Raw genomic sequence first — 25095 nt, 5'->3', positions numbered from 1 at the left:
TATGGAATACATCGACATTGAAAAGGATTTGATTCCTTATCGCTTTGATATAACATTGGCCGATGAATTGTTTACCTTCGAGGTCAATTATAATGCCGATTATGACTTTTTTACGGTAGACCTTGAAAAGGACGGCGAGGTCCTGGCTGTAGGGGAAAAGTTGGTTTATGGCGTGCCGCTTTTTACGGATGTGTGGGACAATCGTTTCCCTGGTGTGCCGATCATGCCATATGACGAATCAGAAATCAGCACTGCTGTGACTTGGGACACGCTATCGGTTAGCGTGTTTTTGTTTATCGTGGAGGATGATTCAAATGCCGAATAACTTTGGCCGAGTCGTTCAGGTCATGGTGGCCGGTATGCAATTTGACATGGATAAATACAACCTGGAAGGCAATGTGCCCTTTGATAATGACGTGCTGCCGAATGAATCGGAGATCCGGATTTGGAATCTTGCGCCGGAGACGATCAACAAGATCAAGCGCAATGAAACATTGATGGTTAATGCCGGTTACAAGGGCGATGTGGGGCTTATCCTGCACGGCTTTGTTTCAGCCGCGCGAACGGTGCGCGATGGCGTGGACCGGATTACCACAATCAACGTCCTGGATGCCGAGGATTTATCCAAGCGAACGATTAAGGATATCGCCTATAAAGAAGGGACGCTTGCAAGCTATATCATCAAGGAGATGGCGGGGCAAATTGGCCTGCAGCTCGCACAATTTGATTTGTACCAAGATTACAGGTACATGGACGGATATACAGCAACCGGTAAGGCAACAGAGATCATTGCCAAGGTCGCAGAGGATTGCCGCACTAGCGTTTATATCAATAAAGGCAAACTTTACGTACGTAATCTTAGACGCGGCAAGGATGAGCTGTTCAAGCTCTCAGCAGATACGGGACTGATCGGCACGCCGGAATGGTTTGAGAGTGACGGAGCCCAAGGGTATAACCTCACATCTCAGCTCCAGTATCGTATTACAACCGCGTCCGTGATCGATCTTAAAAGCGATGCCTTCATCGGCCGGTTGTATGTCCGCACCGGGTCGCACACGTTTAGCCGGACGGGTGATTTTACAACGGAGATGGAGGCGGTATTATGAAAAATCCAGATCCCGCGGGCACGCTGGCACGACTCATGGCGGCAGCGCTCAGCGGGCAGCTTGCAGCCCTGAATGTTGCCATCCCTTGTCGGGTAATGGCCTTTGACACATCGACCTGCAAGGCTACGGTGCAGCCTCTTATCCGGTCCGGCAGCGCAAATCCGGCACTTATTCAATCGGTTCCTGCCCTGGGCCAACGGCTTTCTGTGGGTGGGGTGGAACAAGTCTATCGTCCGGCGCTGCATGTAGGGGATACCGTGCTTGTGGTCTGTGCGGATCGAGAGATTAAGAACGCCTTGTCTGGACAGATGGCAAATCCGGATAGCGGCCGGACACATAATATCAATGATGCGGTAATTGTCGGTGTTTTCCCGGCATCGTTGGTGGAGGGATAATATGAAGTCTTTAAAACTGGTTGACGGTGATTTGGTTTTTGAAGATGGACAGCTGCTTATGGTCGAAGGACCTGAAGAGTTAGCCCAAAGCGTTCAACTTATTCTGGGCACCAATAAAGGAGAGTGGTTCTTGAACCTGGAACTAGGCATTAATTTTGATGTGTTTAATGCCAAGCAACCAGATATGGAAGTTATGCGGGATGAGATCCGCGCCGGACTGCATCAAAATCCCCGTATTGCCACGGTCGAAGAGATCAACATTATCAGTGATCGGACATCGAGGATGCAGCAGGTTTCTTTTGTGGCGACATCTGTTGACGGTGAAACGGTGACAGAGGGGGTGGAGGTTAATGCTGGATAGCACAGGGTTTAAGCGGCAGCGGTTTGAGGACATATTTGCAAGCATGGAGCTGAAGACCAAAGAGGTGTTCGGGGAGACAACCAACACCGCCGAGGATTCGCCCATTGGGTTACTGCTGCGAATAGAGGCGTGGGCGCTGGCAATGCTTTGGCAGGACGCCGAGCAGGTATACAACAATGGCTATATCAATACAGCAATCGGTAACAATTTGGATCGACTCGGTCCATATGTGGGCGTGACACGTATCACAGAGCAGTATGCAACAGGCGCTGTCACCTTAACCGGTACACCAGGCTATATTGTGCCTGCTGGATTCCGAGTGGCTGCAGGTGATGTCTACTTTGAAACAGATACCGATATCCCAATTGGTTTGGGCGGCACGGCGACGGTCACGGTGACGGCAGTCAATCCGGGACAAACAGGCAATGTTGCCGCTGGAATGATCGTGGATATTGTTAACCCTAATGCCGATGTGACAAGAGTCACAAATCCGGCCGAAATCAGGGGCGGGCGAGAGAAGGAAACGGATGAAGAATTCCGGGACCGTTTTGAGCAATCCGTATCAACGGGCGGTTCCGGTACCGTGGATAGTATTCGTGGAATACTCTTAGGCGTTGCAGGCGTCCGAGCTGCGGTGGTTATTGAAAACATCACGAATGCCACGGACAGCGCCGGACGTCCTCCCAAATCGTTTGAAGCATACGTGCTGGGCGGATCGGCTGTAGATATCGGCGCTGCGATTTTTTCAAAGAAGGCGGCTGGGATTGAGTCTTATGGATCGGAAAGCGTCACAGTGCTGGACCTTGCGGGCAATGCCCATGAGGTCCATTTTTCATTTGCTGAGACTGTTACCGTATCCATTAAGGTAACGGTCACTAAAAACTCCAGCTATCCGGCAGACGGCGCGGCTCAGCTGAAGACTGCGCTTATCAAATATATCGGCGGTGAGGATGCGGACGGTCAGCTGTATTCAGGTTTGACGATGGGCGCGGATGTGGTCCTTTCCCGGATGATTGCAACGGCACTGACGATTCCTGGGGTAGACGATGCGGCTGTTGAATTGTCCCTCGATGGCGGCTCATCGTGGTTTGCACACAATATCGTCACCGGTCCGCAAGAAGTTGCACAGACGGCAGCGGATCAAATTACGGTGGTGGTTGCGACATGATTGACAACATGATCAAGCGGCTTTCTGATGTGTTCCAAAAATCACCAACCAGCAACATAGGAAAGCTGATTGGCATCGTCACCAACGAAATGCAGAGACTTGACGATACCTTGCAGATCATGGGCGAATGGCGGGATATCGACCAGGCAGAAGGCACAACGTTGGACCGGATTGGCTCCAATGTGGTCCAGCCGCGAGGGGTGGCCACGGATGAAATATACCGGGTGTTAATCAAATCCAAGATTGCTCGAAACTTATCCAAGGGCGATATAAACACGATCATCCAAGTAATCGCCGTGGCCGTCAATGCGCCATATTCGGAAATTGAGATCCGCGAGAAATATAACGACCCGGTTGATCCAGAGCCTGCCGCGTTATCGCTCATGCGTCTGCCATTGGATCGGGTTAATGCCTCCGGAATCAGCCTTGATCAATTTGCGCGGATCATTCAGCGGACCGTGGCAGCGGGTGTGAGGGTAGATGCAGTCGAGTTGTCCGGCACCTTTGCTTTTGGTGCGATCGATGACGCTCCAGATCCTAACAGTGGATTTGCAGACGTAGCGCAGACGACTGGCGGGCGCTTGGGAGCCGTTATTCAGCCCGGCGATGACACAGACTTGCCAATATAGAAAGGAGATCGAGCATGCCATTTATTGAAGAACCTCCAAAATGGTTAGCGCCTGGTGTTGAGCCATCAGAGAGCAAGAAAACAGAAGGGTGGCTTCCGAATGAACGACCGCCTGCGGATTATTGGAACTGGCAAATGTCCCGGGTTTATAAAGTGTTGTTGGAGTTGCAGGAAAAAGCGTTAGAAAACGAAGACCTGGCAACCGCACTTGGAAATGTAGTCAAACGGAGCGGAGACACAATGACAGGCCCATTAATGTTCAAGGATGTAAATGGGGATTTTCTAGGGGCTTTGAGGTTTATCGAAAGTGCTTTTACGTTTTACCACGAGTTACGTGCGAGAATCGAAAGTGAATCTATTGACATCGTATCCAGTGATTCGACAAACATTACGGCAATGGGTGTCAATATAAATGCGTCTGAAGGTGTGTATATAGAGGGGGGATTATTCGCTGACCGTATCAAAACGGTGGCTCCTGTGGCGGGTAATGATGTAGCCATTAAAGCAACGGTCGATAATGCGATCACGGTCGGGAAGCCCCAGCAATCTGTCATGAACGGACAATTCGATATTTGGCAGCGCGGGGCAATTGTTCCTTATGCGAATAATTTTGGCGGTGGAAATTCTGCCGGATATGGTCCTGATAGATTTTGGGGCCAAGTATTCGAGGGTACAGGCGGCACGGGTTCGAATACAGGTTTCCAATTCGAGCGGACATTATTCACCCGTGGTCAAACTGACGTACCGGGCGAACCGTCCTATTTCTGCAGATATTTTGTCAATGCTGTAGGAACAAAAGCCCCATCTAATGCTATTATTCGTGTGCAGCAACAAATTGAGGATGTTTTAACCTACGCGGGCAGAAAGTGCACATTGAGCTTTTATGCAAAGGCTTCAACAAATAGGAGGATTGCCGCCGCTCTCACTCAACAGTTCGGATTAAATGGTTCTCCTGATGTTCCATGTCCGGGCGGCGCTTCGTTTGACTTGACAACAGCATGGCAGAAGTTCTCTCTCACATTTACCGTACCTTCTATTGCATTAAAAGTGGTTGGTTCTGGTAACTCATTAATGATGACATTTGTTATTTACAAGGACGACAATGACCCGATTGCCCTTCCATCAGGACAAGTCGGCACATATGCAACAGGATCTATTGATTTCTCGCAGATTCAGCTAAATGAAGGAGATACGCCGCTGGCATTTCGACCGCGTGCGGTGGGTGAAGAATTGGCGTTGTGTCAGAGGTATTTTGAAAAGAGTTATTCACAACCAAGCAAGCCGGGTGATGTTATCAATAATGGTGCCATGGTCTTTGTTACAGCAGACAATGCAAATAACGGGGCCGCATTCGGAACAACTTCGTTTAGCGTAACCAAACGAACTACGCCATCGGTTAGAATATGGGGCATTCAGGGGAACGAAGGACGCGTTTATGACGGTGATACGGATAGGGTAGTCGATAGTGGAAAGGTTGTAGATTGGGTTTCAGACACGAATTTCCGGTCAGAATTTACGGTTGCAGGCGCAATTACGTCGCGTCGAATGTTCCAATGGACGGCAGATGCAGAATTTTAAGGAGGTTAACCATGGGTAGCTTTTATAAGCATTATTACCGTCCAGACGAAAATGGAATTGTCATTCTTGGCTTCTCAAATGCCGATATTCTGCCAGAAGAAACAGACTTCTTAATAGGCGAAGGATTGCGGCAGTTTACCGAACGGATTGTCAATGATCGTTACCAATACATTTTTAAAATCGTGGGCGGCGTAGTGGTCGAGCGCTCGCAGCAAGAACTAGACGACGAATGGGCCGCACGACCGCCAGCGCCCAATACACCCGATCAGGAGCGTATTGAGGCGCTAGAGACCGATAGCATCAATACGATGCTCGCTGTGGCTGAAGTGTATGAAACGCAGCAGGACGCTAGTGGTGCACAGGAGACGGAGACGGTCAATACAATGCTTGGATTGGCGGAGGCCTATGAAACGATCATCTCCCAAAGCATAGTTATTGAAGAACTCAACGCCCGTATTACAGCCCTTGAAGCTGTCGCAACTCCGGAAGGAGGTGAGAACTGATATGGCCGAGGTTTACGCAACATTGATTCGTAAGGGACTTAAGACCATTGATGATGTTCCAGTAACCAAACGGGAAGAAACACAAGCCATTCTGGATGCCGATGCTTAAACGGCTGATAGAGCGGCTTGTTTTCTTATATCAAGTGGGAAGGGGGATGGACGACATGGCAGTCGTATACGCTACACTTATTATTAAGGGCTATTATACGTTTGACCAAGTACCGGCAAGTCAGCAGAACAAGGTTCGCGATATTCTTGCTGCAATGGATCTCGACGAAAACGGAAACCCGTTATAAGCAACGATCACAAACGGCCCTGCTAAGGCGGGGCCTCCATCTCATATACAGGGGGCCGAGAATGAGTATTCAAGAAATGTCAGCACTTAATGATATCGCGCTCAAGGTCGGTCGCCTTGAAGTATTGCAAGAGGGCAATACACGGTCCATTACAGAGATGGCAACTAGCGTAAACCGGCTGGTTGATAAGCTGGGGCAGTCAGATGACATTGCCCGGGATGCAGATCATCGAGCGAGAACAGCGCATCACAGATTGGACGAAATGACCGAAAGATTAAAGGAAATGCGCACAAACCAATTATGGATGATTAGTACAACGCTCGGTGTATTAACACTTTTTGTTGCAGCAGTCGGCCTTTTATGGAGAGCAGTAGGATTATAAATTGAGAGGATGATAGATATATGGATTGGACAGCTATTTTTGGTTTGATTGACCCGGCATTATTGATCGTGGTTGCAGGTTGTTGGGTGCTCGGATATATTCTGAAACAGACACCGGTAGTCCAGGACTGGGGTATAGTCTACATCGTCAGCGTTTGCGCGATTATCGCGGTCGGCATCATGGAGAGCTGGACCGTGCAGAGCATCATACAGGGGCTTTTGTGTGGCGCATTCGCCGTTTATGGTAACCAGCTAGTCAAGCAGGCTAAAAAGGGGAATGACGATGAATCGTAAAATATCGGAAGCGGGCATCAAGCTGATCAAGTCTTTCGAGGGTTGCCGACTGACGGCTTATCAGCCGGTTTCTACTGAAGAGTATTATACAATCGGCTGGGGGCACTACGACGCAGAGGTCAAGCAGGGCATGACCATCACGCAGGCGAAGGCCGATGCGATGTTCCTGACTGACATCGTACGGTACGAGAACCCCGTGAACGACCTGAACTTGCAGCTCAACCAAAACCAGTTCGATGCGCTGGTAAGCTTCTGTTACAACTGCGGCGCGGGCAACCTTCGGAAGTTGTGCCTTGGGCGCACCATCGAGCAAATTGCTGCAAGCATGCCCCAGTACAACAAGGGCGGCGGCAACGTGCTGGCCGGATTGGTGCGGAGGCGTGGTGAGGAATTGGCGTTATTCAATAAGCCGGAAGAGCTGGACAAGGAGGATGAGAAATTGGAACTGAGTAAATACCAATGGACGACGTTGACAGAGGGCATTCAATCGCTGCTGGAACGCAAGGTGATAACGGACAAGACATGGCTGGATAAAGCAAAGTCGAACAAGCTCACGGTCTCTGAACTGAGCTGGCTGACATTTATCGTGGCAGTCAACAAATAAACGAAACCCCGCTGGCCTCGTGGCTGGTGGGGCTATTTTGTTACCAGGATAAAAAAATCCTCCCACGGGGGAGGAGGAGGTATTAATTTACCCAAACTTACTGATGCTCGTTCGAGCTGCGATCCGTTTCTTAATGCTTGGCTTGCGGATGCCGAATTTCATTGGAGTTTCACACCTTTGGCCGGCGGGGATTTATTCTAAATGATCTATCGCATATTGCGCTTCTTCTTTGGTGAATTTTTCCCCATATTCTGAAATCAATTGATCGTAAATAGCTGAATTTGACATACTCATAGAATCCGCATAGGATTTAGCTTTTTTTAATGCATTTTCATTCCAATCAAAATCGATGTTATCAATAGCGTATTGAGCTGCTTCTTTTGGGAAATTCTCTCCATATTCCGAGGTTAGTTGATCGTAAATACCAGCCTTTGACATATTCATAGATTTTGCATAGGATTCAGCCTTTTTTAATGCCGACGTATATTCTCTTGGTACACTCTTCTCCGAAGCTTTCGCTTCTTCCTTTTTCTTTTCTTCTTCAGCTTTCTTCTTCGCCTCTTCAGCTTTAGCTTCTTCTTCTTGTTTTTTTAGTTCCTCTGCCGCTTTAGCATCAGCATCTGCTTTGGCTTTATTCTCTGCTTCAGTCTTTGCCTTTGCTTCAGCATCAGCCTTATCAGCTGCTAATGCTACATCAGCTTTTTTTGTTTCGTTTTCTGCATTTGATTCTTCGCCACTAACAGCCACCGGTTCTTTATTGGTATTCTCTGCAGTCGTTCCTGTATTAACAATTCCCACAATAAAGACGATAAATAAGACACCCGAGATAATGAAGTTCCTTTTTGCTTTCCCGTTTTTCTTAAAGAAAGCTATAATCCCCATAATACCTAAGACAATAAATCCGATAAAGCCTACGATTCCAAAAAACATTCCCATGATCTGATTTTCCTCCAAACAATATTTGATTAAATAATACTACTACAAAAGTCCCATTTTGGCGATATGTGGAAATTACTTCGATTAATTCTTTCATCGGAAGCATTCCCTATATAATGAAGAGAAAATAAAATAAAGTTATTTTTATCTTTACTTAGAACATGCGTTCCTATATAACGAATATATAGGGGCTGATGATTATGCTAAGCAATGTGGAATTAAATGAGCGATATAAGAACGGGACATGTGATTGCCTGACTAATGGGAAGTGGAAACATATCGGCGGGTTGCTGACTTGCATCCGTTGTAATCGTCCCAAGTATTGGCCCGATCAATGGGATATACAACCAAGAGGGCAAAACAAATGGAGAGGGTGGGATTATTTATCGAAGAAGTAATATCCCAAGCGCTTGGGACTTAATTAATGATAATAGTAAAGGTCACAAGTAATACAAAAAAGTCACGATGGTCACAGAAAAAGTCACGAATTTTTCGTTTCTAGTCGAATGAAGCCGAAGCTGGGATTTCTTAATATGAGAATTAAGTAAATTATATAAATTGATCGAATGACTTCGAATGACAATGGAACCATCCAAAAGATGGGCGGCATGATGTAATCATCCGACCAAAAACCCTTATATATCAAGGAAAACGGGACCCTTCGGGGCAATGTCATTAAGTTAAGGCGCAGGGCCAAAAATCAAGAACAAGAGCAGGTTATCGAAAAGATAGCCCGCTCTTTTTTTTTGCACGAAAAAGAAAAACAGGACTTGACTAGCAGTTAGAAATGTGTGGCGAAGCCCCTTGAAAAAACGAGGAGGTTACGCCATTGGATCCGTACGCGAATTCGCTCAAAAAAACGCTGACATCCCTCATAAGAGAAATGTCAGCCACACCAGCACCTTATGTCAAAAACCCTGATAAAGATTTTACCCGAAAGAAAAAGCTGCCCTTTGAAGCGGTTATGCAACTCCTGATCTCTATGGGCGGAAACAGCCTATATAAGGAACTCTTGGAATCGCAGGGCTATGACGTAAACACCGCAACCACTTCTGCTTTTGTTCAACAGAGGAATAAAATCCTGCCGTCTGCTGTGGAATTCTTGTTTCACGAATTTACGCAATCGTATACGGAAATCAAGGACTATCGAGGATATCGATTGCTAGCCATTGACGGTTCGGATTTGCATATCGCAACGGACACTGCGGATGCGGATACCTATTTTCAGAGTCAACCGAACACGAAGGGCTATAACCTTCTGCATTTGAATGCAGCCTATGACTTGTGCAACAGGCTTTACGTGGATGCCATTGTTCAGCCACGAAGGCTGTGCAACGAGGGAAGGGCGCTGGCTGCTATGGTTGACCGTTCCCCCATCAAGGGCAGAACCATTGTTACTGCCGATAGAGGTTATGAAAGTTACAACAATTTCGCGCACATAGAACGTAAAGGATGGAACTATGTCATACGGGTAAAGCGCTTAAACACCCAAATTTTTGAGTCAAGACCACTTAACGAGCATTATCCTTACATTTGCACGAATCTACTCAAACTTTCACTGTGAATGGCTGAACTTGCTGGGCCATGATCGCTTTTCGAAATTGTTCGGGTGAACGATCATATAAGCTGCCATGCATGCGCCGCTCGTTATAAAACGAAAGGTATTCTGTTACAACACGATACGCTTCCTGGTAATCTACAAACTCATTTCGCAACAGACATTCGGCCTCAAGGAGACTGTGGAAAGCTTCGATGTGCGCGTTTTTATTCGGCGTTTTCGGCGGAATACGCTCATGTTCCGTCTGATGCATCTGACAAGCCTCTTCGAAGGCACGAGAAATGAACTGCGGCCCGTTGTCCGTCCGAATAACCGGTCGAATGGTCGAGTGGAACAACTGACGTTTCCAAAGCGCACGCGGAATAAGAGCCGCTGCGTGACTCCCCTCACAGGACAACCCGATGTGGTAATCGATCACCGCACGATCGTAGACATCCAGGACACTGAGCAGGAAGAAGAAGCGCTGTTCGCCTGCAATATAGCCATATTTGATATCCATCTCCCACAGCTCATTGGAGGCCTGGATGATCCGATTATTTGCTAATTTTCGCGGGTAATGCACGCGTTTGCGGCGTTGTGGATGCAACAGGTCCATGGATTTGAGCAGGCGATACACTTTCTTTTTGTTGATGATGAGGTGGTAATCCTGCTGCAGGGCGAGCGTCAGCTTACGGTAGCCATACACGCCGGTTTCCCCGTTAATCAGCTCACTAAGCCACTCGGCGATCTGCCCGTCACTGACCGGATCTCCAAAAAGAGACCGGGAGTAACCAGGCACGGGGCGACCACCGCCGCGCTTGGCGGAGCGAGGCTCCACCTGTATTTTCTTGCGGTAATAATAGATCTGCTCGCTTACGCCGACGATCCCTAACACGCGGTTTACCGCATACCCCAGCTTGATCCACTTGTCGGCTACTTCAATTTTGTCCGATAAGCTGGGTTCTGCTTTTTTATCAGATCACGCAGAATGGCGATCTCAAGATCCTTCTCCCCGAGCAATTCCTTTAGCTGCTTATTTTCCCCTTCAAGACTTCGAAACTCATGGGGCGAAGGGGTATACACCTTGACCGCCTTCAAAGCAGGATCGGTGTTTTTCCAATCAGCGTGTTCCGTCTGCTTGATCCATCGATACAACATTTTAGGATCCACACCATGCCGGCGGGCTACCTGAGATGCATTTCCAATCTCACTCGCTTCTTGGATAAGCTGTTGTTTAAACTCGATTGTGAACCTTCTTCGTTGCATAAAAATCCCCTCCATCGGCTCTGCCTCTAGTTTACTACGTTAAGTAGACTAGACTCAAATCCAATTTCGGGGCTTAAGAGAAAGGATTTGGATTCCAGTGGTATTCTTTCGGGTTTGCGTTTGCCCTCTAGCGGAGAGTTTGATAGGGACGTTCATCTGATACTCACCAAGAAACAAACCAAAGCGGTCAAGGCTCATCCCGAGATGTACAAGTTCGTCCCTTCCACGTCTACATTCGATTTTTTGGACTTGCATGAGAACTTGTTTTATCGGATTTCCTTTCGGGTTGTTCGTTTCGTCCTGCCGAGTGGCGCTTATGAAACCGTCATTACGAATCTTTCTGCCGCTGATTTCCCACCCGATGAAATCAAGTCCATTTACAACAAGCGATGGGGCATTGAAACCTCTTTCAGGGCATTAAAATACACCGTCGGTCTGACGAATTTTCACGCAAAGAGACAAGAGTCCATCACCCAAGAGATTTTCGCAAGATTGATCATGTACAATTTCGCTGAAATGATGACCTCTCACGTCGTCATTTCCCAAATGGATAAACGGCACTCCTACCAAGTCAACTTCACGGTTGCCGTTTACGTTTGTAGACATTTCCTGCGCTCACGGGACGATGAACCCCCGCCCGATGTTGAAGCACTGATTCGCAAAAACATTTTGCCGATTCGACCCATTCGCCCAGGGCAGAAGAATACGCGCAAAATCCGTTGGAAGTCAGCTGTTAGCTTCGTTTACAGAGTAGCATAATTCGTCTCACATGAACATTTTTTAAGCGGATATTCCATCCGCTTTGTTTGCTGTACGCTTTTTCCTTGCTTACACAAAAAAACAAACGGCACAGAGCTTTGAAGTTAGACTGAGTAGTAGACACAGATTATACTAGATTCAAATAGATGAGCGGAGGACACTGTGTCTATGAAACAGATCAAGTATGATGAAGCGTACAAGAAGCAAACAGTTAAATATATAAAGGAGAGTGGGAAGTCGGTAGCAGAGATCGGTCGCGAGTTGAAGATTAATGCAAATACATTATATGGCTGGGAGAAAAGGTATGGCAGTGAGCCGGAAATCGTTGCTGTACAAGCCCTAGTCCCAGAAGATCAGAGAATAAAAGAGATGCAAAAATACATTCGTGATCTTCAAGAGGAGAACGAAATCTTAAAAAAGGCGATGCACTTCTTTGCGAAAGACCGTCGGTAAGATATACGTTCATCCACGAACACCGCTCCGAGTACCGATTGGAGAAGATGTGCTGCATAATGAAAGTCTCTCGTAGCGGCTATTACAAATGGCTAGGGCGCCCTGAGAGTGAACGTAAGCGTCAGCACAAGGAATGGACGGAACAAATCAAGGAAGTATACGATGAGAATAGGCAACTTTATGGAAGCCCGAAAATCACCGAACGGTTGCATCAACAGGGTGTCAAAATCTCTCGTCGTACCGTTACTCGTATCATGAAGGAGAATGGAATACGGTCCAAGACCGTAAAGAAATACAAAGCGACAACCAATTCTAAGCACTCCCTACCGGTTCAAGAAAATGTAATGAACCAAGAGTTTACTGCAAGTAAACCGAATGAGAAGTGGGTTACAGATATTACATATATCCCCACTGATGAGGGTTGGCTTTATTTGGCGAGCGTACTCGATCTATACTCACGTAAGATTGTCGGCTGGCACATGAGTGAACGGATGACGAAAGAGCTTGTACTACAGGCATTGAGACAGGCCCACGGTCGTCAACAGCCAAGTACAGGATTGTTGCACCACTCGGATCGCGGAAGTCAGTACGCATCCCATGATTACCAGAAGCAACTCAACACATATGAAATGACCGGTAGCATGAGTCGCAAGGGAAACTGTTACGATAACGCCTGCATCGAGTCATTTCACAGCGTTCTAAAGAAAGAACTGATTTATCTCAATAAATACCAAACGCGCGAAGAAGCGAAAAAGAGTATCTTTGAATACATCGAAGTTTTTTACAACAACCAACGTATCCATTCTACGATAGGGTATAACACGCCTTCTGACTACGAACGTATGTACCCCGGTCAGGCAGCGTAAGAAAAAAATCTGTGTCTACTATCTTGACAGAGGTCCACTTTTGCCCATGCCGTTTTTTGATTCCATTTTTATTCAGGTCTTGTCTTTAAACTTAACTTAATGACATTGCCCTTCGGGGTCCCGTTTTTGTATAAAACCCACAAAAAAGTCACATTCCTTGCAGTAAAGCCTTTTTTAGCGGCGCCGAGCCGATTCATTATTAGGGGATGAGGCACACCAGCCTCAGCAAGCAAGGATATATGCGTTGAAAAGGCAAAAAAGACCCGCAAGGCGGGTCTTTTTAGGGGGAGATTACAAGTCCGGAACGTGATCGGAGGTTTACGTTCCAAAGCTTAAATTAATAACCGAATTTTCCAACTCCACAGCTGCATGCGATTATGACAAGCAAGATAAAGAGTACGAGAATAATGCCAATACCTGTGCCAAATCCACCATAGCCAACGCCGCCAACTACACCGGACATCCAAAGCACCTCCTTGTTTTTCGGTACTCTTTAACTTATGCACACGTACCCGGGTATGAGTGGGCAGTTGTTACGGAGTGGCATTAGCCCAAGATTGAAACTGCAGCGAATCAATACTGGAGATCCATACATGTATTTTCGGGAATTATAAGTACTTGCTATGTTGGAAACTGATTTTGGTACCGTGGGCATCAGGAAATCATCAGCACAAATACAAAAGGGAGCAGCGGATTCGCTGCCCCATTAAAAAAACAACTAGTTGCGCTGCAGCAGCAAATATCCGCTGATATTTGAAGTTTTTTTACGGATTACAATCTTGAATCCAATATCATTGTCTAATAAACAGTTCAGAGCATTGATAAGCAATCCATTTGGTACCAGACTTGCTCTGCACGGTACTGCGCTGCCAATAACGCGAGCAGAAATAATGCGGCGGGCTGAACCGGGAACCAGAGGATTTCTTGTCCAACTGATCAATACTAAATCGGGCTGAGGAACAGCTCTTGCACAAGCCATAAAATCACCTCTCTTCTATTAGTTGCTCTATATTAAATGCAAAGTAGACCGATAATGTGATAGGCCAAGAATTGAATATTGCGAGAATCTAATGAAACACAAAAAGAGGCTTCTTGCACAAGTTCGATTGAACTTGTGCAAGAAGCCTCAATGTTTTATGACTGTCATGATCCAAAAGACGAGCGTCAGCTGTTCCTCTTGAGTAATCTTATTTCTTCGAAAAGGCGGAGGAATCGTATGATTTTTGCATAATGTCCAGATAGTTCGTCAGGTCCAGACCGTCAAATCCTTTGATGTACGCATCCCAATCTTTATCGAGGCTCTTGCCGCCTGTGATGAACTGCAGGGCGTTTTGATCGATGTAGGTGGTGATATTCGTTTGCAGCATGCCGGCCTGATCGGCGGAAGCCGGATCGATCCAGACGCCCCAGTACGGGAATATTTCAGCCGGCTGCTTGCCGTCATAGTTGTTTTTGGTGGCGTCGAACAATCTGCGCTCGTAGCCGTCGTCATTATAGATATCCGTTGACTGCACCTGCGAGTTGCGGAATGCGGCATCCAGATCGTATTGGCCCAGCGAGCCCCACGAGTTGTTGCGAGGCTTCTCGCCGCTCTTCTGCGGGAGCGTTACCCATAGCGGCTGAACAGTGCTGTCGAGCGCTTTCTCTCCATCCTGCGGCTTCCGCCAGTCGATGCCTTCGATGCCGGCATTCGCCTGTATTTGTCCGTCGAAGGTGTAGATGGAATCAAGCATTTTAATAGCGGCGATTTGTGCTTCCTCGCTCGCTTTGTTCGTGAGCACAAATGATGCCCCCTGGTTCCCGGTATACTGGATGGTCGCATAGTTTATACCGTTTGGTCCGGTCAGAGGGGGAATCGAATCATAATCCTTGGAATTGCGGTTCCCGTCGGCGATGTCCAGGAAGATTGCGGGGTGCATGCCTGCTCCGGCACCGAGAATCTGACCGTCGGCATTTTCACCGATTTTTTTGAACGCGTCGGCGTTTTGTGTGAACGCGCCCGGATCGATCAGCCCTTCATCATACAGCGACTTGATGTAGGCTAGGCCTTCTTTCCATTCCGGTTTATTGGCTGCGAGATCCACTTTTCCGTCCTTCATCATCAGGTAGGTGCGGTCGTCATCGTAGATGAAGGCATTCATCAGATAGGGAATGACATGTACGCCAAAGGTTTCTGTCGAACCGCTAAGAGGCACTTCGTCTTTTTTACCGTTGCCGTTCGGATCGTCGTTCTTGAAGGCTTCCAGCATTTTCTTGAAATCTTCAGGGGTCTTCGGTGTCTCGATGCCCAGCTTCTTCATCCATGAGCTGTTAACCCACATTTTGTTCGGGAAGGAACAGTGGTAGCAGGCACTCAGCCCGTTGATGCCGTAAATTTTGCCGTCCGGTGCTGTATTCATGGCCATGTAGTCCGGATTTTCATCAAGCGTTTTCTTCAGATTCGGAGCATATTGATCGATCAAATCGTTAAGCGGAAGGATTACTCCCTGTTGGCCGTAGCGCAGCAGATCGTTTTGGCTGAAATGGTCGACATAGGCCACAAGCAGGTACAAATCAGGATAATCGCCGCTTGCCAGCGAGATTTGTCTTTTTTCAGGAGCACCGTCAGAAGGAACTGTTGTCCATTCAAATTTAATATTTTGCTGCTTCTCAACAAGCTTCGTAAATGCATTGGTCTCCAGTTTCTGGTTGTTGACCGTATCTTCATTCGCAAATACTCTGATCGTGACCGGATTCTCGGCTGTCGGCGCTTCGGCATTGCCTGTGGACGGCGTATTGGCAGCAGCGCCTCCGTTTGTTCCCGTATTGTTATCCTTGGCGCAACCGGCCAGGATAATGCTAAAAGCCAACATGCATGCTGCGGCTATTGTCCACTTCTTTTTCAAAATGCAACCTCTCCCTTTTTTAAAATGAATGGAAACGGATTGAACCGCAAATCTCAGCTACATAAGCATTCCCCCTTTCAAGGACGGTCCGGAGGATTGCCTTGGGATCAGCCCTTGACGGAACCGATCAGCATTCCCTGGACAAAATAGCGCTGTACAAACGGGTACAAAATCAACACCGGCAAGCTGGATACGACGATGATTGAATACTTCATCAAACTGGCCAGCTGCTGCTTCTCGGCAATTTCTCCCGCTCCCAAGGTGCCGGTATTCGCATTCAGAATTAGAATCGACCGGAGGAACAGCTGCAGTGGAAACAAATTGTTGGATTTCAGATAAATCAGGGCGTCGAAATAGGCGTTCCATTGTCCGACAGCGTACATTAACGTCAATACGGCGAGAATCGGCTTGGAAAGCGGCAGAACAATGCTGAATATGAAGCGCAGGTCGCTGCAGCCGTCAATCTCAGCGGCTTCCGCCAGCTCGTCGGGAATGGAGGTGGCGAAGAAGGTCCGGGCGATGATAACCTGCCATACCCAGATTGCATTGGGCAGCAGCAGAGCCCAGCGTGTATCGATCAAGCCGACGGCTTTAACCACCAGATAGGTTGGAATAAGGCCGCCATTGAACAGCATGGTGAATACGATGAACATCATCATTCCACTGCGGCCGAAGAATGTTTTTCGCGACAGCGGGTAGGCGATCATGGTCGTCAGCACGACGCTGATCAGCGTGCCGGCAACGGTATAGAACAATGAGTTTGCATAACCCGTCACGATCTGGCTGTTCTGGAACGCCGCCTTGTAGCCGACAAAGGTCGCTTCCACAGGCCACAGCCATACACGGCCGCCCGATACGGCGGAGGGGCTGCTGATCGATGAACTGATTATGAATATAAGCGGATAAACCGTTGCCACCAATACTAGAATTAAAAACAGATAGATCAGTCCGAGAAACATCCGGTCTCCCAACGACTCGCGGACGGTATGTCTTATGCTCGCCATAGCAATGGCTCCTTTCTGTACGAAGCCTCTACCAAAGGCTGTTGTTGGAGAGTCGTTTGGCAATCGTATTGACCATTATAAGCAGAACCAGATTGATAACGGAGTTGAACAGTCCGACCGCCGTCGCGAAGCTGTAGTTCGCGTTGAGCAGTCCGATCTTGTACACATAGGTGGAAATAATTTCGGAAGTCGTCGTGTTCAGCGGATTTTGCAGCAAATAAATTTTCTCAAAGCCGATCGCCATCATATTGCCGACATTCAGAATGAGGATGATGACGGCTGCAGGCAAAATCCCCGGAACATCCACGTTCCAAATTTTCTGGATGCGCGAAGCGCCGTCAACCTTGGCCGCCTCGTAGAGGGAGGGATCGACGCCCGCAAGCGCTGCCAAATAAATAACGGCGGAATAGCCCGCGGTCTGCCAGATGTCCGACCAGACATAGATCGAACGGAACATGCCCGAATTGCCAAGAAAATTGATGGATTCGGAACCGGTCGCTTCGAGAATTTTATTGACAAGCCCCGTGCTTGGAGCAAGAAACAGCATAATGATGGATACCATGACGACAGTGGAAATAAAGTAAGGCGCATAGGTGACCAATTGTACGACTCGTCTGAACCTCGAGCTTTTCACCTCATTGAGCGCCAGCGCCAGTATGATCGGTATCGGAAAGCTGATAACCAGCAAATACAAGGACATCAGCAAGGTATTTTTCAGCAGCGTCACGAACACCGGATTATGAAAGAACTGCTCAAAATATTTGGTCCCGACCCATGGACTGCCCCAAATGCCCTTGAGAACATTGTAATCCTTAAAGGCCAGCACCGCGTTGAACATCGGGATATACTTGAAAATCACAAAATAAAGCAATGGAGGAATGACCAGCAGGTAGAGCTGCCAGTGCTTTCTTAAGCTTCGACCCGCCATGGCTCCCAGGTTGGAGAGCATCCTCCGCGACTTCGTTTTCTCTTGATTTGCTGCTGTTATCGTGCCCAGATGAATCCCCCCTTGATTCGCAGCGGCAATAGAATATGTTCGTGCCGCAGCTCTGTTGTGAACGCTTTCTTCTCTTGCCCACCTCAAATGATACCGATTTCATCCATGGCCCGTAAAGGTACAAATTCGTCTAAATCAGCGTACAATTGCGCAGAATATTCGAGCGTACAGTTCCCCGGAAGCGTACATTTTGCACCGGAAACAAGGGCAAAAGAAGGAACGGCAGTCGCCGTCCGTTGGCGGCAAGCGTCGGTACTTCCATTAGACCTTCAGAATGGATAACTGTGATTCTGCAAGGACGAAGAAAAGCCTGTCCATAGGTTGGACAGGCTTTGGCGATCATGCTATTCCGATGTTTGCCGGTAGGCGCTTGGAGCTACCCCCTTGACGCGCTTGAACGCTCTCCGGAAGGAATGCGCGCTGTTGTAGCCTACCTGCGCAGAAATTTCATCGATCGTCAGCTCGTTTTGGATCAGCAGATCGGAAGCTTTGTTCATCCTGATCCGTTCGAGATAATCGGAGAGGTTCTCTCCGGTTTGCTCCTTGAACAGATGGGAGATGAACCGCTCCGGACGCTGCACCGATTCGGCGATCCGGTACAATGTTAGATCCGGATCCGTATATTGATTTTGGATATGGATCATGATGGCGCGGATCGTTTCATCGACATCGTCGGATTTTTGCTTGGCGATGGCGCTGCATATATTCCTCATCAGCGTATCGAGCCGGCTTCTGAGCTGTTCAACCGCATCAAGCGGTTGAATTTGTGCAATTTCATTTCTGACCGACTCGTTAAACGCCTCATCCTGAAAGGACTTCTGATCCATCAGCTTGAGGATCGTTCCCTTGAGCTCGACGATCAGCTGCTGCCTCATGTCATAGGAAAGCTCGCGCTCCTCGAAGTTTTTGAGCAGGATCTGATCCAGAATCCGTTTGGCTTCATCGTATTCGCCAACCTTCAGCGTGTTCAGCAGTCGCTGCTGGGTATCGATGGGGTAATAGTACATCGATGTTTCTCTGGCTGTATCAAGGTACCATACCACTCTTCTTTCACCGCCATACACGGCATATTCCGATGCCTGCTGCGCCTCGTCGAACGAACGGCTTATATCTCTTAGCGTCTGGTAGGGATTGCCGATGCCGATACTCACAGTAAGCCTGTATTGGTTGAATATCTCTTCGGCCAGCTGTGTCATCCGGCTCTCAACCAAATTGTCGGCTTCATCCTGAGGCTCCGCTTTCCGAGGGTACAGAAGGGCGATTTTATCCGAGCCTAGGTCGGTCACGAGCAGCTCTTCATCCTCTTCCTGGAGCAGCTTCTTGAGCAGCAGCCGGGCGAGGCTTAATTCATGAATGATTTCCTCGTTGTCGATTTCTCCATATCCGTTCAGCTTTATAACGCAAACATGACCTTGTGCGGAACCCACACTGATGCCTGCCTGGGATGAAACCGCCTCGATCTCGTCCAGCGAATAAAATTCGCCTACCAGAAGCCGCTTGATGAAGGCGTCGCGCAGCAGGGGCAGCTGCTTGTTCAGCTCCGACTCGAGCAGCTTGTTGTTGTCGATCAGATTCGAAATATTGCCTGACAGAAAATCGTACTCATTCTTGTAGCGGTCGGACCCGGACTCGGCCTGGTCCTTAAAGACGCTAAGCAGCCGGGCGATCGGAGCCGTATTGCGGTAAGCGAGCATCAATATAATCAGCAGACCGATTATCAGAGCGCCTGCCGTGAACATCCAGGTCACATACTTGATCTGGTTCGCCTGCTGCATGACCATCTCTTCAGGAATGCCAGCGGTATACAGCCAGCCAGTTGTGGCCGATTGCACGGTAATGAGAAGCATTCCGTTCTCAAGGGTATCCAGGTCGCCCGCTTGCCCCGAAGGGATATGAGACAGCTTCTTAATCGACGCGTCATCGATGCCTTGGGAAATAAGGGTGTTGCCCTTGTTGTCGGTTATGAAGCCCCAGCCTCCATTTTGCCCGAACATGCCGCTTAGCAGCCGGCCGATCTTCTGTTCGTCTATCGTCACGACAACGGTTGCCCGCGGTTTATTCAAGCTGTTGATTGGCAGCGACTGGATGAATGTAATGACCGAGCTCTGGAACGTGATGTCCGAGTTCTGCGCGCTGCTCTTGATATAGGGGCGAAGAGGGATAATTTCATTTTCGTGGAATTTATCCAAAATCGTCGTCTTCCACTGCTCGAAAGTCATATCTTTATAGTGATTCAGCTCGTAGAAATGCTCCGGCCGATAATACAAAGAATCCGCCGTCAGGACAACATTATAGTTGTCCAGATAGATATAGAAGTTCTGCAGAAAATCATTGGCCCTTGTATAGTTGGCAATGTCCTTCGACATGCCGAGCAGCCCGAATACATTATTGGCATCGTGCTGATTCTTCTCTGTCATGATCAGATTCAGGTCCTTATTGATGGCCAGCTGCTTGGTAAAGGCCTCCACCTCGTTGAGACGGGTTTCGAGAATTTCCTTGCTTTGGTTGAGCAGCGCACGGCTGTTCTCGACAGAACTGGTCCCCGCTACCTTAACGGAAGCTCTGTAGGACATATAGCCGGCTACGTTGGGAAGCAGGAGCACGATTAAATATGAAATCAGAAATCTGCGAAACATCGGAGAAAATGTTGCCCCTCTCATTGTATCTAGCTCCCCCCGAAACAAAAATTAAGCGCTTGCATGACTGCGGTCCGTAGTTCTCTACCCCTATTATAGACGATCATGCGCAACTTATCACGATTCGTTCGCAAGACGCAAGCCATGAGGAGGCTCCACGCCCTGTTTTCGAAGAAAAAACGGCAGGGAACGCGAAGCTTCTATTACATATGCACTCATTACGGTGCTTCCATGAAGATGATGATTGGCCGATTAAGAATGTCGCAAATTGGCGAAAAACCGGTACTATGGTCAGGCTGCAAGCAATATGAGAAAGAAAAAAGAGCGCCGCTGCAGGCGCTCTAACAGGAATATAGAGGGGAGATTAACCCCAATTGAAGCCGGTGTTCATGCCAACTCCATGACCGGCAATATTCCCGCCAGCCTGGACGCCAACCCCATGGGTGCCGAGATGACCGCCTGCCTGCACGCCTAATCCTTTATCGCCGCCAATGTGGCCGCCGGCATTAATGCCCAAGCCATATCCGCCGCCAAAATTGCCGGCTGCCTGCGGATCAAGGCTGCCATCCGGTGAGAGAGGGGCCCCATATCCGCTGCCAAGATGACCGCCAGCATGAATGCCGGCGCCGAATGGTCCAAGATGGCCATCCGCGTTAAACCCGATCCCATGTCCTCCTACTTGGTTCCAATAGGGCTCGCGTCCAGTAGGATATACCCAGGGATGATACGGGTATGGATGGACGGGGGGGTGTGCGTAATAGGGCTGAAAATAAGGCTGTGGATATCGGAAATATGGATATGCATAAGGATGGATCGCCATTGTTCAACCTCCAATACTTTGATGACTTAGCCTATTCACAATGAACGGATCGTGATACCTGCCTGGTTCAAAATGGGCTGTGGCCTAAGCAGGTATCAGGAGTCGAAAAGAAATTGAAGATATCATTTGCTTATTCAGATGATATGGGTTATACTATGATCTCCCGGTAAAACCGGATGAAGCAATGACGCGGGGTGGAGCAGCCCGGTAGCTCGTCGGGCTCATAACCCGAAGGCCGCAGGTTCAAATCCTGCCCCCGCAACCAATTTTTAAATGAATGGTCATAACATAATCCCCGTTCAGCCCCTAAGCTGATCGGGGATTTCTTCGTCATTTGATTAAACAATGGGCAATCTGAAGCTCTGGCGGTTAGTCATACTCGACGCGGTCAATATGCGCCCAGTTCAGTGAGTCAATGGCAACGCCATCAACTACCGGCAGAATCCAATAAATATGGCAATCCTTTCCCTCACGGTCGACAGCATGCACAGAAAATTCATGATCGTTAGCCTGAAATCTGCCTTCTGTCAGCAGCCGTCCCGTTATATCAGGATCGGCCAGCAATTTGTACGTGTTGCCATTGAACTCTACCGTTACAGATTTTATGTCGTCCATGATCATCTTCCTTCCGACCTCAAACCAGCCTGATGGACAGCCGGTTTCTTCGTCATGCTTTATGATGTCACAAATGGATGCGGAAAACAAAGGGTTTTCTGCAGTGCGGCTTCTTTGAATAGCGTTTCATTATTTATTCTTTATTAAAATAGTAGAAAGTATAAAATTTGGTCCATACTTTGCTTATCTTTCTGAGGGAAGAAACTAAATATACGCTGCCGGTGGACGGCGGAGCCGTTTCTTCTTGCTAATTATTATGGTAATGTTAAGGGTAGGAAATTTATAATGGCAGATCGTCAGGCAAAAGCTGCTGTGTACCGCCCGAGGCCAGCGACAGCAAGAAATCCGGGAATGACAAAACGACGTTGATGGGCTGCAAACCTTAGTCGGGAAGCGGCCTGTTTCTTTTTTATTGGAACCTGCAGAGCAAATTTAGTGACAGAGAGGAATGGACAGGCATGGCTAAAGCGCCAAAAAGGCCAACAAGAGATGAGTTTCAGCTCGAAGAGCTCGGTGAGAGGCTGACAGAAGCCAAGCAGGAGGATTCGGAGCTGTTGTTGACGGTATGGGGTTGGGAGAACAAGGTTCAAGGCAGGATTGTTTTAATGGATGCCCGGACGAGGCTTGTACATATGGAGAATCTTGGTGAAATTACGAAGGTTCCTTTTTTGGACATTATGAATGTAGAGAATGCCAGCTGAATCATAAAAAGGTCATACTCGTGAATGAAGCCATTTTCCCTTTTGCGGAAATGGCTTTTTTGACTTATGGAAATTAAAAGTTTCACCATTTTCGATTGCTATATAAGGTCTAAGGGAAGAAACTGACTGCGCCGCCAAAGGACGGAGACAGCCGTTCCTTTCTGCTATAAAAAAAGTGACCCGCATCATATGCGGGTCCAAGTCGTTCTATATTAATAAAGGGGGGTTGTTAGTTCTTATTATAGGCGGCTAATCTTAAAATCAGATGAAGGGGATATGACATTTAGATTAAGAAATATTTCAAGAGAGGGACAAGATGTATTAATTGGTCTCCCCAATGTACTGATTTCTTGACGCCCCCATGCCAAAAACAGCGATCAGGACACTGGCAGTAACCAGCATCAACAGGGAAGATGTCCAACTGCCGAGCATATCATGAAGCATGCCGAACAGGACCGGGCCAATTGCAGCGAGCAAATACCCGACAGATTGCGCCATCCCGGACAGGCGGGCTGCTTCTTGGGCATGTCTGGTGCGCAGGCTGAAGAACATCATGGCCAGGCTGAAAGAGATGCCTCCGGCAATGCCAAGAATGATTGCCCAAAGCGGAACCAGGCTAATATTTCGAAAGAAAAGTCCGCCAAAACCGATCAGATATAATAAGGCGCATACGATCACAAGGGGCTGCTGGTTCTTCATCCGCCCCGCCAGAATCGGAACAATGAATGTGCAGGGAAGAAGAGCGAACTGCATAAGCGATAGCATCCAGCCTGCTGTACTTGAGCTCATTCCCCGCTCCACAAGGATTTCCGGCAGCCAGGTTAAGGTGATATAGAAAATAAGCGACTGCAGCCCCATGAATAAGGTTACCTTCCAGGCAAGCGGAGACCGCCATATATTCCCTTGCATAATGGCAGCACCGGATGCTGCAGGAGATGAAGCCCGGCGGTTGTGCAGCTGCGGCAGCCAGATTAGGATGGCAATCAAGGCAAGAATCCCCCAGAAGCCAAGTACCCCTCTCCAGCCCAGCCAAATATGACTGGCCAAGGGGACGCTGATCCCGGTTGCAATCGCCCCGCATAAATTCATCGAAACCGAATATATTCCCGTCATCATCCCGATTTTATGCGAATACTCCCGTTTGATCAGACTTGGCAGCAGGACATTGCAAACCGCGATGGCAAGCCCGATCAGAATAGTACCTCCGAACAAGGCGCCAAGTCCATTGGTGGCTGATCTCAAAGCTGTGCCCAGAACAAGCGCAATCAGAGCATACAGGAGCACCCGTTCCATCCCGTAACGACGGGCCAGCGCAGGAGCAAATGGCGATAATAAGGCAAAGGCAAGCAGAGGTAACGTCGTAATGCTGCCGGCAAGGGTGCTGGAGATTCCCAAGGAATCGCGGATTGATCCGATCAGCGGACCAACGGAGGTTAGAGGCGCCCGCATATTTACGGCTATAAAGATAAAACCGAGGATCAACAGACTTCCTTGCGTGCGGCTGGCAGATTCCAATTGTGATGGATGCAGCCTTAGTTCATTGCCTGTACTCATGGTGATTCCTCCACTCGGCTCTCCAGATCAATTCGGGACTGCTTGATATATAACTGTACCGCTTCGACTGCCTTATCGGCATCCCCGGCAATAATGGCTTCAACCAGCTGTTGATGAAATTCTTCATGCAAATTCCGGCTCCGCAGCTCAACCAGATAGGTAATGGATTGCTGCAAAGCCCCGCTGATATGGCTGTACAAGTCCATCAGTACGTCATTATGGGCTGCTGCTGTGATCGCTTGGTGCAGCAGAATATCTGCAGAGATATAGGCATTCTGGTCCTGGTTCCGAACAGCTCTCTGACAGGCATCCAGATGGGAGCTGATGGTTTTAATATCCATGTCATTACGGCGGGTGGCTGCAAGGTACGCCGCTTCTCTTTCCAGCGCATGCCGAACCTCCAGCGTTTGCAGCAGATCGGATCGAAGGACCCGCCGCTGAATGAGTGAGCCCAAGGCGCTGGAGGAGCTGACATAGGTTCCGTCACCCTGCCGCGTCTTGAGCAGCCCGGCATGAATCAGCGCACGGATTGCCTCTCTTAATGTATTTCGGCTAACCTGAAGCTGCGTCATTAATTCCGGTTCAGCCGGTATGCGGGTGCCTACAGCCCAATCGCCGGATTCAATCATGGCTTCTATTTGACGGGCTACCTGCTCGACAAGGGTTAATCGGGTTGGTTGTTGGAGCATCTTTACACCTTCATTCTTAAACATAGGATGTTTGGTTGTTTATAAATTATCATATCTATCGGC

Annotated in this window: 30 protein-coding genes and 1 tRNA gene; 18 read left to right on the top strand and 13 right to left on the bottom strand. The window is 48.3% G+C overall.

The genetic code is table 11. From position 1 onward, the window contains the following. The first annotated feature begins 1 nt into the window (after position 1). The 13 genes from ACFOLF_RS12205 to ACFOLF_RS12145 all read left to right on the top strand — a co-directional run bounded on the left by ACFOLF_RS12205 (position 2) and on the right by ACFOLF_RS12145 (position 7314). Positions 2 to 325: a phage baseplate plug family protein gene (locus tag ACFOLF_RS12205; RefSeq protein WP_210045127.1), complete on the top strand. Its 324-nt coding sequence runs from the start codon at positions 2 to 4 to the stop codon at positions 323 to 325. Beyond that, positions 315 to 1106: a phage protein gene (locus tag ACFOLF_RS12200; protein WP_210045126.1), complete on the top strand. Its 792-nt coding sequence runs from the start codon at positions 315 to 317 to the stop codon at positions 1104 to 1106. Before ACFOLF_RS12205 ends, ACFOLF_RS12200 begins: the two co-directional genes overlap by 11 nt. Then, positions 1103 to 1501, top strand: a complete 399-nt coding sequence (locus tag ACFOLF_RS12195; protein WP_210045125.1) for a Gp138 family membrane-puncturing spike protein — start codon at positions 1103 to 1105, stop codon at positions 1499 to 1501. The genes ACFOLF_RS12200 and ACFOLF_RS12195 overlap by 4 nt, the downstream gene beginning before the upstream one ends. 1 nt (position 1502) lies before the next feature. Then, on the top strand, positions 1503 to 1862 hold the full coding sequence (locus tag ACFOLF_RS12190) for a DUF2634 domain-containing protein (RefSeq protein WP_210045124.1): 360 nt from the start codon (positions 1503 to 1505) through the stop codon (positions 1860 to 1862). Beyond that, positions 1852 to 3030, top strand: coding sequence for a baseplate J/gp47 family protein (locus tag ACFOLF_RS12185; protein WP_210045123.1), 1179 nt, complete (start codon positions 1852 to 1854; stop codon positions 3028 to 3030). The genes ACFOLF_RS12190 and ACFOLF_RS12185 overlap by 11 nt, the downstream gene beginning before the upstream one ends. Next, positions 3027 to 3659, top strand: coding sequence for a hypothetical protein (locus ACFOLF_RS12180; RefSeq protein WP_210045122.1), 633 nt, complete (start codon positions 3027 to 3029; stop codon positions 3657 to 3659). The genes ACFOLF_RS12185 and ACFOLF_RS12180 overlap by 4 nt, the downstream gene beginning before the upstream one ends. Positions 3660 to 3673: 14 nt before the next feature. Then, on the top strand, positions 3674 to 5236 hold the full coding sequence (locus ACFOLF_RS12175; RefSeq protein WP_210045121.1) for a hypothetical protein: 1563 nt from the start codon (positions 3674 to 3676) through the stop codon (positions 5234 to 5236). 11 nt (positions 5237 to 5247) lie between these two features. After that, positions 5248 to 5739, top strand: a complete 492-nt coding sequence (locus ACFOLF_RS12170) for a hypothetical protein (protein WP_210045120.1) — start codon at positions 5248 to 5250, stop codon at positions 5737 to 5739. Between the two features lies 1 nt (position 5740). Further along, a complete protein-coding gene (locus tag ACFOLF_RS12165; RefSeq protein ID WP_210045119.1) occupies positions 5741 to 5848 on the top strand; it encodes a CD1375 family protein in 108 nt (35 codons plus the stop codon). A gap of 55 nt (positions 5849 to 5903) precedes the next feature. Beyond that, positions 5904 to 6035 carry a CD1375 family protein gene (locus ACFOLF_RS12160; RefSeq protein ID WP_379113618.1) on the top strand — a complete coding sequence of 44 codons (132 nt, stop codon included), beginning with the start codon at positions 5904 to 5906 and terminating at the stop codon, positions 6033 to 6035. Between the two features lie 61 nt (positions 6036 to 6096). After that, positions 6097 to 6417, top strand: a complete 321-nt coding sequence (locus ACFOLF_RS12155; RefSeq protein WP_210045118.1) for a hypothetical protein — start codon at positions 6097 to 6099, stop codon at positions 6415 to 6417. A 20-nt stretch (positions 6418 to 6437) separates the two neighbouring features. Next, a complete protein-coding gene (locus ACFOLF_RS12150) occupies positions 6438 to 6710 on the top strand; it encodes a phage holin family protein (protein WP_210045117.1) in 273 nt (90 codons plus the stop codon). Continuing rightward, positions 6700 to 7314 (top strand): lysozyme, encoded by a 615-nt coding sequence (locus ACFOLF_RS12145; protein ID WP_210045116.1) that lies wholly within the window; start codon positions 6700 to 6702, stop codon positions 7312 to 7314. Before ACFOLF_RS12150 ends, ACFOLF_RS12145 begins: the two co-directional genes overlap by 11 nt. A gap of 192 nt (positions 7315 to 7506) precedes the next feature. On the opposite strand, the gene ACFOLF_RS12140 is transcribed toward ACFOLF_RS12145, so the two are convergent. Further along, entirely contained in the window at positions 7507 to 8250 is a 744-nt protein-coding gene (locus ACFOLF_RS12140; RefSeq protein ID WP_379113620.1) for an Ltp family lipoprotein, read from the bottom strand. Positions 8251 to 9079: 829 nt separating this feature from the next. On the opposite strand from ACFOLF_RS12140, the gene ACFOLF_RS12135 reads away from it, so the two are divergent. Next, positions 9080 to 9814 carry a transposase gene (locus ACFOLF_RS12135; protein ID WP_210045115.1) on the top strand — a complete coding sequence of 245 codons (735 nt, stop codon included), beginning with the start codon at positions 9080 to 9082 and terminating at the stop codon, positions 9812 to 9814. Here the strand turns inward: ACFOLF_RS12135 and ACFOLF_RS12130 are convergent. Continuing rightward, positions 9798 to 10703 (bottom strand): IS3 family transposase, encoded by a 906-nt coding sequence (locus ACFOLF_RS12130; RefSeq protein ID WP_379219622.1) that lies wholly within the window; start codon positions 10701 to 10703, stop codon positions 9798 to 9800. The two genes, ACFOLF_RS12135 and ACFOLF_RS12130, sit on opposite strands and share 17 nt — an antisense overlap. A 17-nt stretch (positions 10704 to 10720) precedes the next feature. Continuing rightward, positions 10721 to 11053 carry a transposase gene (locus tag ACFOLF_RS12125; RefSeq protein ID WP_210045113.1) on the bottom strand — a complete coding sequence of 111 codons (333 nt, stop codon included), beginning with the start codon at positions 11051 to 11053 and terminating at the stop codon, positions 10721 to 10723. An 87-nt stretch (positions 11054 to 11140) separates the two neighbouring features. Here ACFOLF_RS12125 and ACFOLF_RS12120 point away from each other — a divergent pair, with 87 nt between their 5' ends. Further along, complete coding sequence (locus ACFOLF_RS12120; RefSeq protein WP_210045112.1) at positions 11141 to 11812, top strand: transposase; 672 nt, start codon at positions 11141 to 11143, stop codon at positions 11810 to 11812. 168 nt (positions 11813 to 11980) lie between these two features. Beyond that, a protein-coding gene (locus ACFOLF_RS12115; RefSeq protein WP_379114518.1) for an IS3 family transposase occupies positions 11981 to 13131 on the top strand; the annotation gives its coding sequence in 2 pieces (ribosomal slippage) (positions 11981 to 12233 and positions 12233 to 13131; 1152 coding nt in all). A gap of 337 nt (positions 13132 to 13468) precedes the next feature. Here ACFOLF_RS12115 and ACFOLF_RS12110 read toward each other — a convergent pair. From ACFOLF_RS12110 to ACFOLF_RS12080, 7 genes are all read right to left on the bottom strand, one after another. Further along, positions 13469 to 13594, bottom strand: coding sequence for a sporulation protein YjcZ (locus ACFOLF_RS12110; RefSeq protein ID WP_210046044.1), 126 nt, complete (start codon positions 13592 to 13594; stop codon positions 13469 to 13471). A gap of 255 nt (positions 13595 to 13849) precedes the next feature. Further along, positions 13850 to 14110: a hypothetical protein gene (locus ACFOLF_RS12105; protein ID WP_210046045.1), complete on the bottom strand. Its 261-nt coding sequence runs from the start codon at positions 14108 to 14110 to the stop codon at positions 13850 to 13852. Positions 14111 to 14318: 208 nt separating this feature from the next. Further along, on the bottom strand, positions 14319 to 16016 hold the full coding sequence (locus ACFOLF_RS12100; protein WP_379114281.1) for an extracellular solute-binding protein: 1698 nt from the start codon (positions 16014 to 16016) through the stop codon (positions 14319 to 14321). 107 nt (positions 16017 to 16123) lie between these two features. Continuing rightward, entirely contained in the window at positions 16124 to 17020 is an 897-nt protein-coding gene (locus ACFOLF_RS12095; RefSeq protein WP_210046046.1) for a carbohydrate ABC transporter permease, read from the bottom strand. 28 nt (positions 17021 to 17048) lie between these two features. After that, positions 17049 to 17969 (bottom strand): ABC transporter permease, encoded by a 921-nt coding sequence (locus ACFOLF_RS12090; protein ID WP_210046134.1) that lies wholly within the window; start codon positions 17967 to 17969, stop codon positions 17049 to 17051. A gap of 392 nt (positions 17970 to 18361) precedes the next feature. After that, positions 18362 to 20677 carry a helix-turn-helix domain-containing protein gene (locus ACFOLF_RS12085; RefSeq protein WP_210046047.1) on the bottom strand — a complete coding sequence of 772 codons (2316 nt, stop codon included), beginning with the start codon at positions 20675 to 20677 and terminating at the stop codon, positions 18362 to 18364. Positions 20678 to 21017: 340 nt separating this feature from the next. Next, the gene (locus ACFOLF_RS12080; protein WP_210046048.1) at positions 21018 to 21473 is read right to left on the bottom strand and encodes a hypothetical protein; all 456 of its coding nucleotides are present in this window, start codon (positions 21471 to 21473) and stop codon (positions 21018 to 21020) included. 188 nt (positions 21474 to 21661) lie between these two features. Here ACFOLF_RS12080 and ACFOLF_RS12075 point away from each other — a divergent pair. Next, positions 21662 to 21738, top strand: a tRNA-Met gene (locus ACFOLF_RS12075). 104 nt (positions 21739 to 21842) lie between these two features. Here ACFOLF_RS12075 and ACFOLF_RS12070 read toward each other — a convergent pair. Beyond that, positions 21843 to 22088, bottom strand: a complete 246-nt coding sequence (locus ACFOLF_RS12070; RefSeq protein WP_210046049.1) for a hypothetical protein — start codon at positions 22086 to 22088, stop codon at positions 21843 to 21845. Positions 22089 to 22546: 458 nt separating this feature from the next. On the opposite strand from ACFOLF_RS12070, the gene ACFOLF_RS12065 reads away from it, so the two are divergent. Then, complete coding sequence (locus ACFOLF_RS12065; RefSeq protein ID WP_210046050.1) at positions 22547 to 22789, top strand: YolD-like family protein; 243 nt, start codon at positions 22547 to 22549, stop codon at positions 22787 to 22789. Positions 22790 to 23110: 321 nt separating this feature from the next. Here the strand turns inward: ACFOLF_RS12065 and ACFOLF_RS12060 are convergent, their stop codons facing one another. Both ACFOLF_RS12060 and ACFOLF_RS12055 read right to left on the bottom strand, forming a co-directional pair. Further along, entirely contained in the window at positions 23111 to 24343 is a 1233-nt protein-coding gene (locus ACFOLF_RS12060) for a CynX/NimT family MFS transporter (protein WP_210046051.1), read from the bottom strand. Continuing rightward, a complete protein-coding gene (locus tag ACFOLF_RS12055; protein WP_210046052.1) occupies positions 24340 to 25032 on the bottom strand; it encodes a FadR/GntR family transcriptional regulator in 693 nt (230 codons plus the stop codon). Before ACFOLF_RS12055 ends, ACFOLF_RS12060 begins: the two co-directional genes overlap by 4 nt. Positions 25033 to 25095 lie beyond the last annotated feature (63 nt).

This window comes from Paenibacillus sepulcri (genome assembly GCF_042647105.1).
GTDB lineage: Bacteria > Bacillota > Bacilli > Paenibacillales > Paenibacillaceae > Paenibacillus_Z > Paenibacillus_Z sepulcri.
This window is presented reverse-complemented; position numbering and strand designations above follow the sequence as displayed.

What these genes read in the sequence shown, in the direction of transcription:
- ACFOLF_RS12205 (WP_210045127.1), top strand. Translation starts at nt 2, where the DNA reads ATGGAATACATCGACATTGAAAAGGATTTGATTCCTTATCGCTTTGAT.
- ACFOLF_RS12200 (WP_210045126.1), top strand. Translation starts at nt 315, where the DNA reads ATGCCGAATAACTTTGGCCGAGTCGTTCAGGTCATGGTGGCCGGTATG.
- ACFOLF_RS12195 (WP_210045125.1), top strand. Translation starts at nt 1,103, where the DNA reads ATGAAAAATCCAGATCCCGCGGGCACGCTGGCACGACTCATGGCGGCA.
- ACFOLF_RS12190 (WP_210045124.1), top strand. Translation starts at nt 1,503, where the DNA reads ATGAAGTCTTTAAAACTGGTTGACGGTGATTTGGTTTTTGAAGATGGA.
- ACFOLF_RS12185 (WP_210045123.1), top strand. Translation starts at nt 1,852, where the DNA reads ATGCTGGATAGCACAGGGTTTAAGCGGCAGCGGTTTGAGGACATATTT.
- ACFOLF_RS12180 (WP_210045122.1), top strand. Translation starts at nt 3,027, where the DNA reads ATGATTGACAACATGATCAAGCGGCTTTCTGATGTGTTCCAAAAATCA.
- ACFOLF_RS12175 (WP_210045121.1), top strand. Translation starts at nt 3,674, where the DNA reads ATGCCATTTATTGAAGAACCTCCAAAATGGTTAGCGCCTGGTGTTGAG.
- ACFOLF_RS12170 (WP_210045120.1), top strand. Translation starts at nt 5,248, where the DNA reads ATGGGTAGCTTTTATAAGCATTATTACCGTCCAGACGAAAATGGAATT.
- ACFOLF_RS12165 (WP_210045119.1), top strand. Translation starts at nt 5,741, where the DNA reads ATGGCCGAGGTTTACGCAACATTGATTCGTAAGGGACTTAAGACCATT.
- ACFOLF_RS12160 (WP_379113618.1), top strand. Translation starts at nt 5,904, where the DNA reads ATGGCAGTCGTATACGCTACACTTATTATTAAGGGCTATTATACGTTT.
- ACFOLF_RS12155 (WP_210045118.1), top strand. Translation starts at nt 6,097, where the DNA reads ATGAGTATTCAAGAAATGTCAGCACTTAATGATATCGCGCTCAAGGTC.
- ACFOLF_RS12150 (WP_210045117.1), top strand. Translation starts at nt 6,438, where the DNA reads ATGGATTGGACAGCTATTTTTGGTTTGATTGACCCGGCATTATTGATC.
- ACFOLF_RS12145 (WP_210045116.1), top strand. Translation starts at nt 6,700, where the DNA reads ATGAATCGTAAAATATCGGAAGCGGGCATCAAGCTGATCAAGTCTTTC.
- ACFOLF_RS12140 (WP_379113620.1), bottom strand. Translation starts at nt 8,250, where the DNA reads ATGGGAATGTTTTTTGGAATCGTAGGCTTTATCGGATTTATTGTCTTA.
- ACFOLF_RS12125 (WP_210045113.1), bottom strand. Translation starts at nt 11,053, where the DNA reads ATGCAACGAAGAAGGTTCACAATCGAGTTTAAACAACAGCTTATCCAA.
- ACFOLF_RS12110 (WP_210046044.1), bottom strand. Translation starts at nt 13,594, where the DNA reads ATGTCCGGTGTAGTTGGCGGCGTTGGCTATGGTGGATTTGGCACAGGT.
- ACFOLF_RS12105 (WP_210046045.1), bottom strand. Translation starts at nt 14,110, where the DNA reads ATGGCTTGTGCAAGAGCTGTTCCTCAGCCCGATTTAGTATTGATCAGT.
- ACFOLF_RS12095 (WP_210046046.1), bottom strand. Translation starts at nt 17,020, where the DNA reads ATGGCGAGCATAAGACATACCGTCCGCGAGTCGTTGGGAGACCGGATG.
- ACFOLF_RS12090 (WP_210046134.1), bottom strand. Translation starts at nt 17,969, where the DNA reads ATGCTCTCCAACCTGGGAGCCATGGCGGGTCGAAGCTTAAGAAAGCAC.
- ACFOLF_RS12085 (WP_210046047.1), bottom strand. Translation starts at nt 20,677, where the DNA reads ATGAGAGGGGCAACATTTTCTCCGATGTTTCGCAGATTTCTGATTTCA.
- ACFOLF_RS12080 (WP_210046048.1), bottom strand. Translation starts at nt 21,473, where the DNA reads ATGGCGATCCATCCTTATGCATATCCATATTTCCGATATCCACAGCCT.
- ACFOLF_RS12070 (WP_210046049.1), bottom strand. Translation starts at nt 22,088, where the DNA reads ATGGACGACATAAAATCTGTAACGGTAGAGTTCAATGGCAACACGTAC.
- ACFOLF_RS12065 (WP_210046050.1), top strand. Translation starts at nt 22,547, where the DNA reads ATGGCTAAAGCGCCAAAAAGGCCAACAAGAGATGAGTTTCAGCTCGAA.
- ACFOLF_RS12060 (WP_210046051.1), bottom strand. Translation starts at nt 24,343, where the DNA reads ATGAGTACAGGCAATGAACTAAGGCTGCATCCATCACAATTGGAATCT.
- ACFOLF_RS12055 (WP_210046052.1), bottom strand. Translation starts at nt 25,032, where the DNA reads ATGCTCCAACAACCAACCCGATTAACCCTTGTCGAGCAGGTAGCCCGT.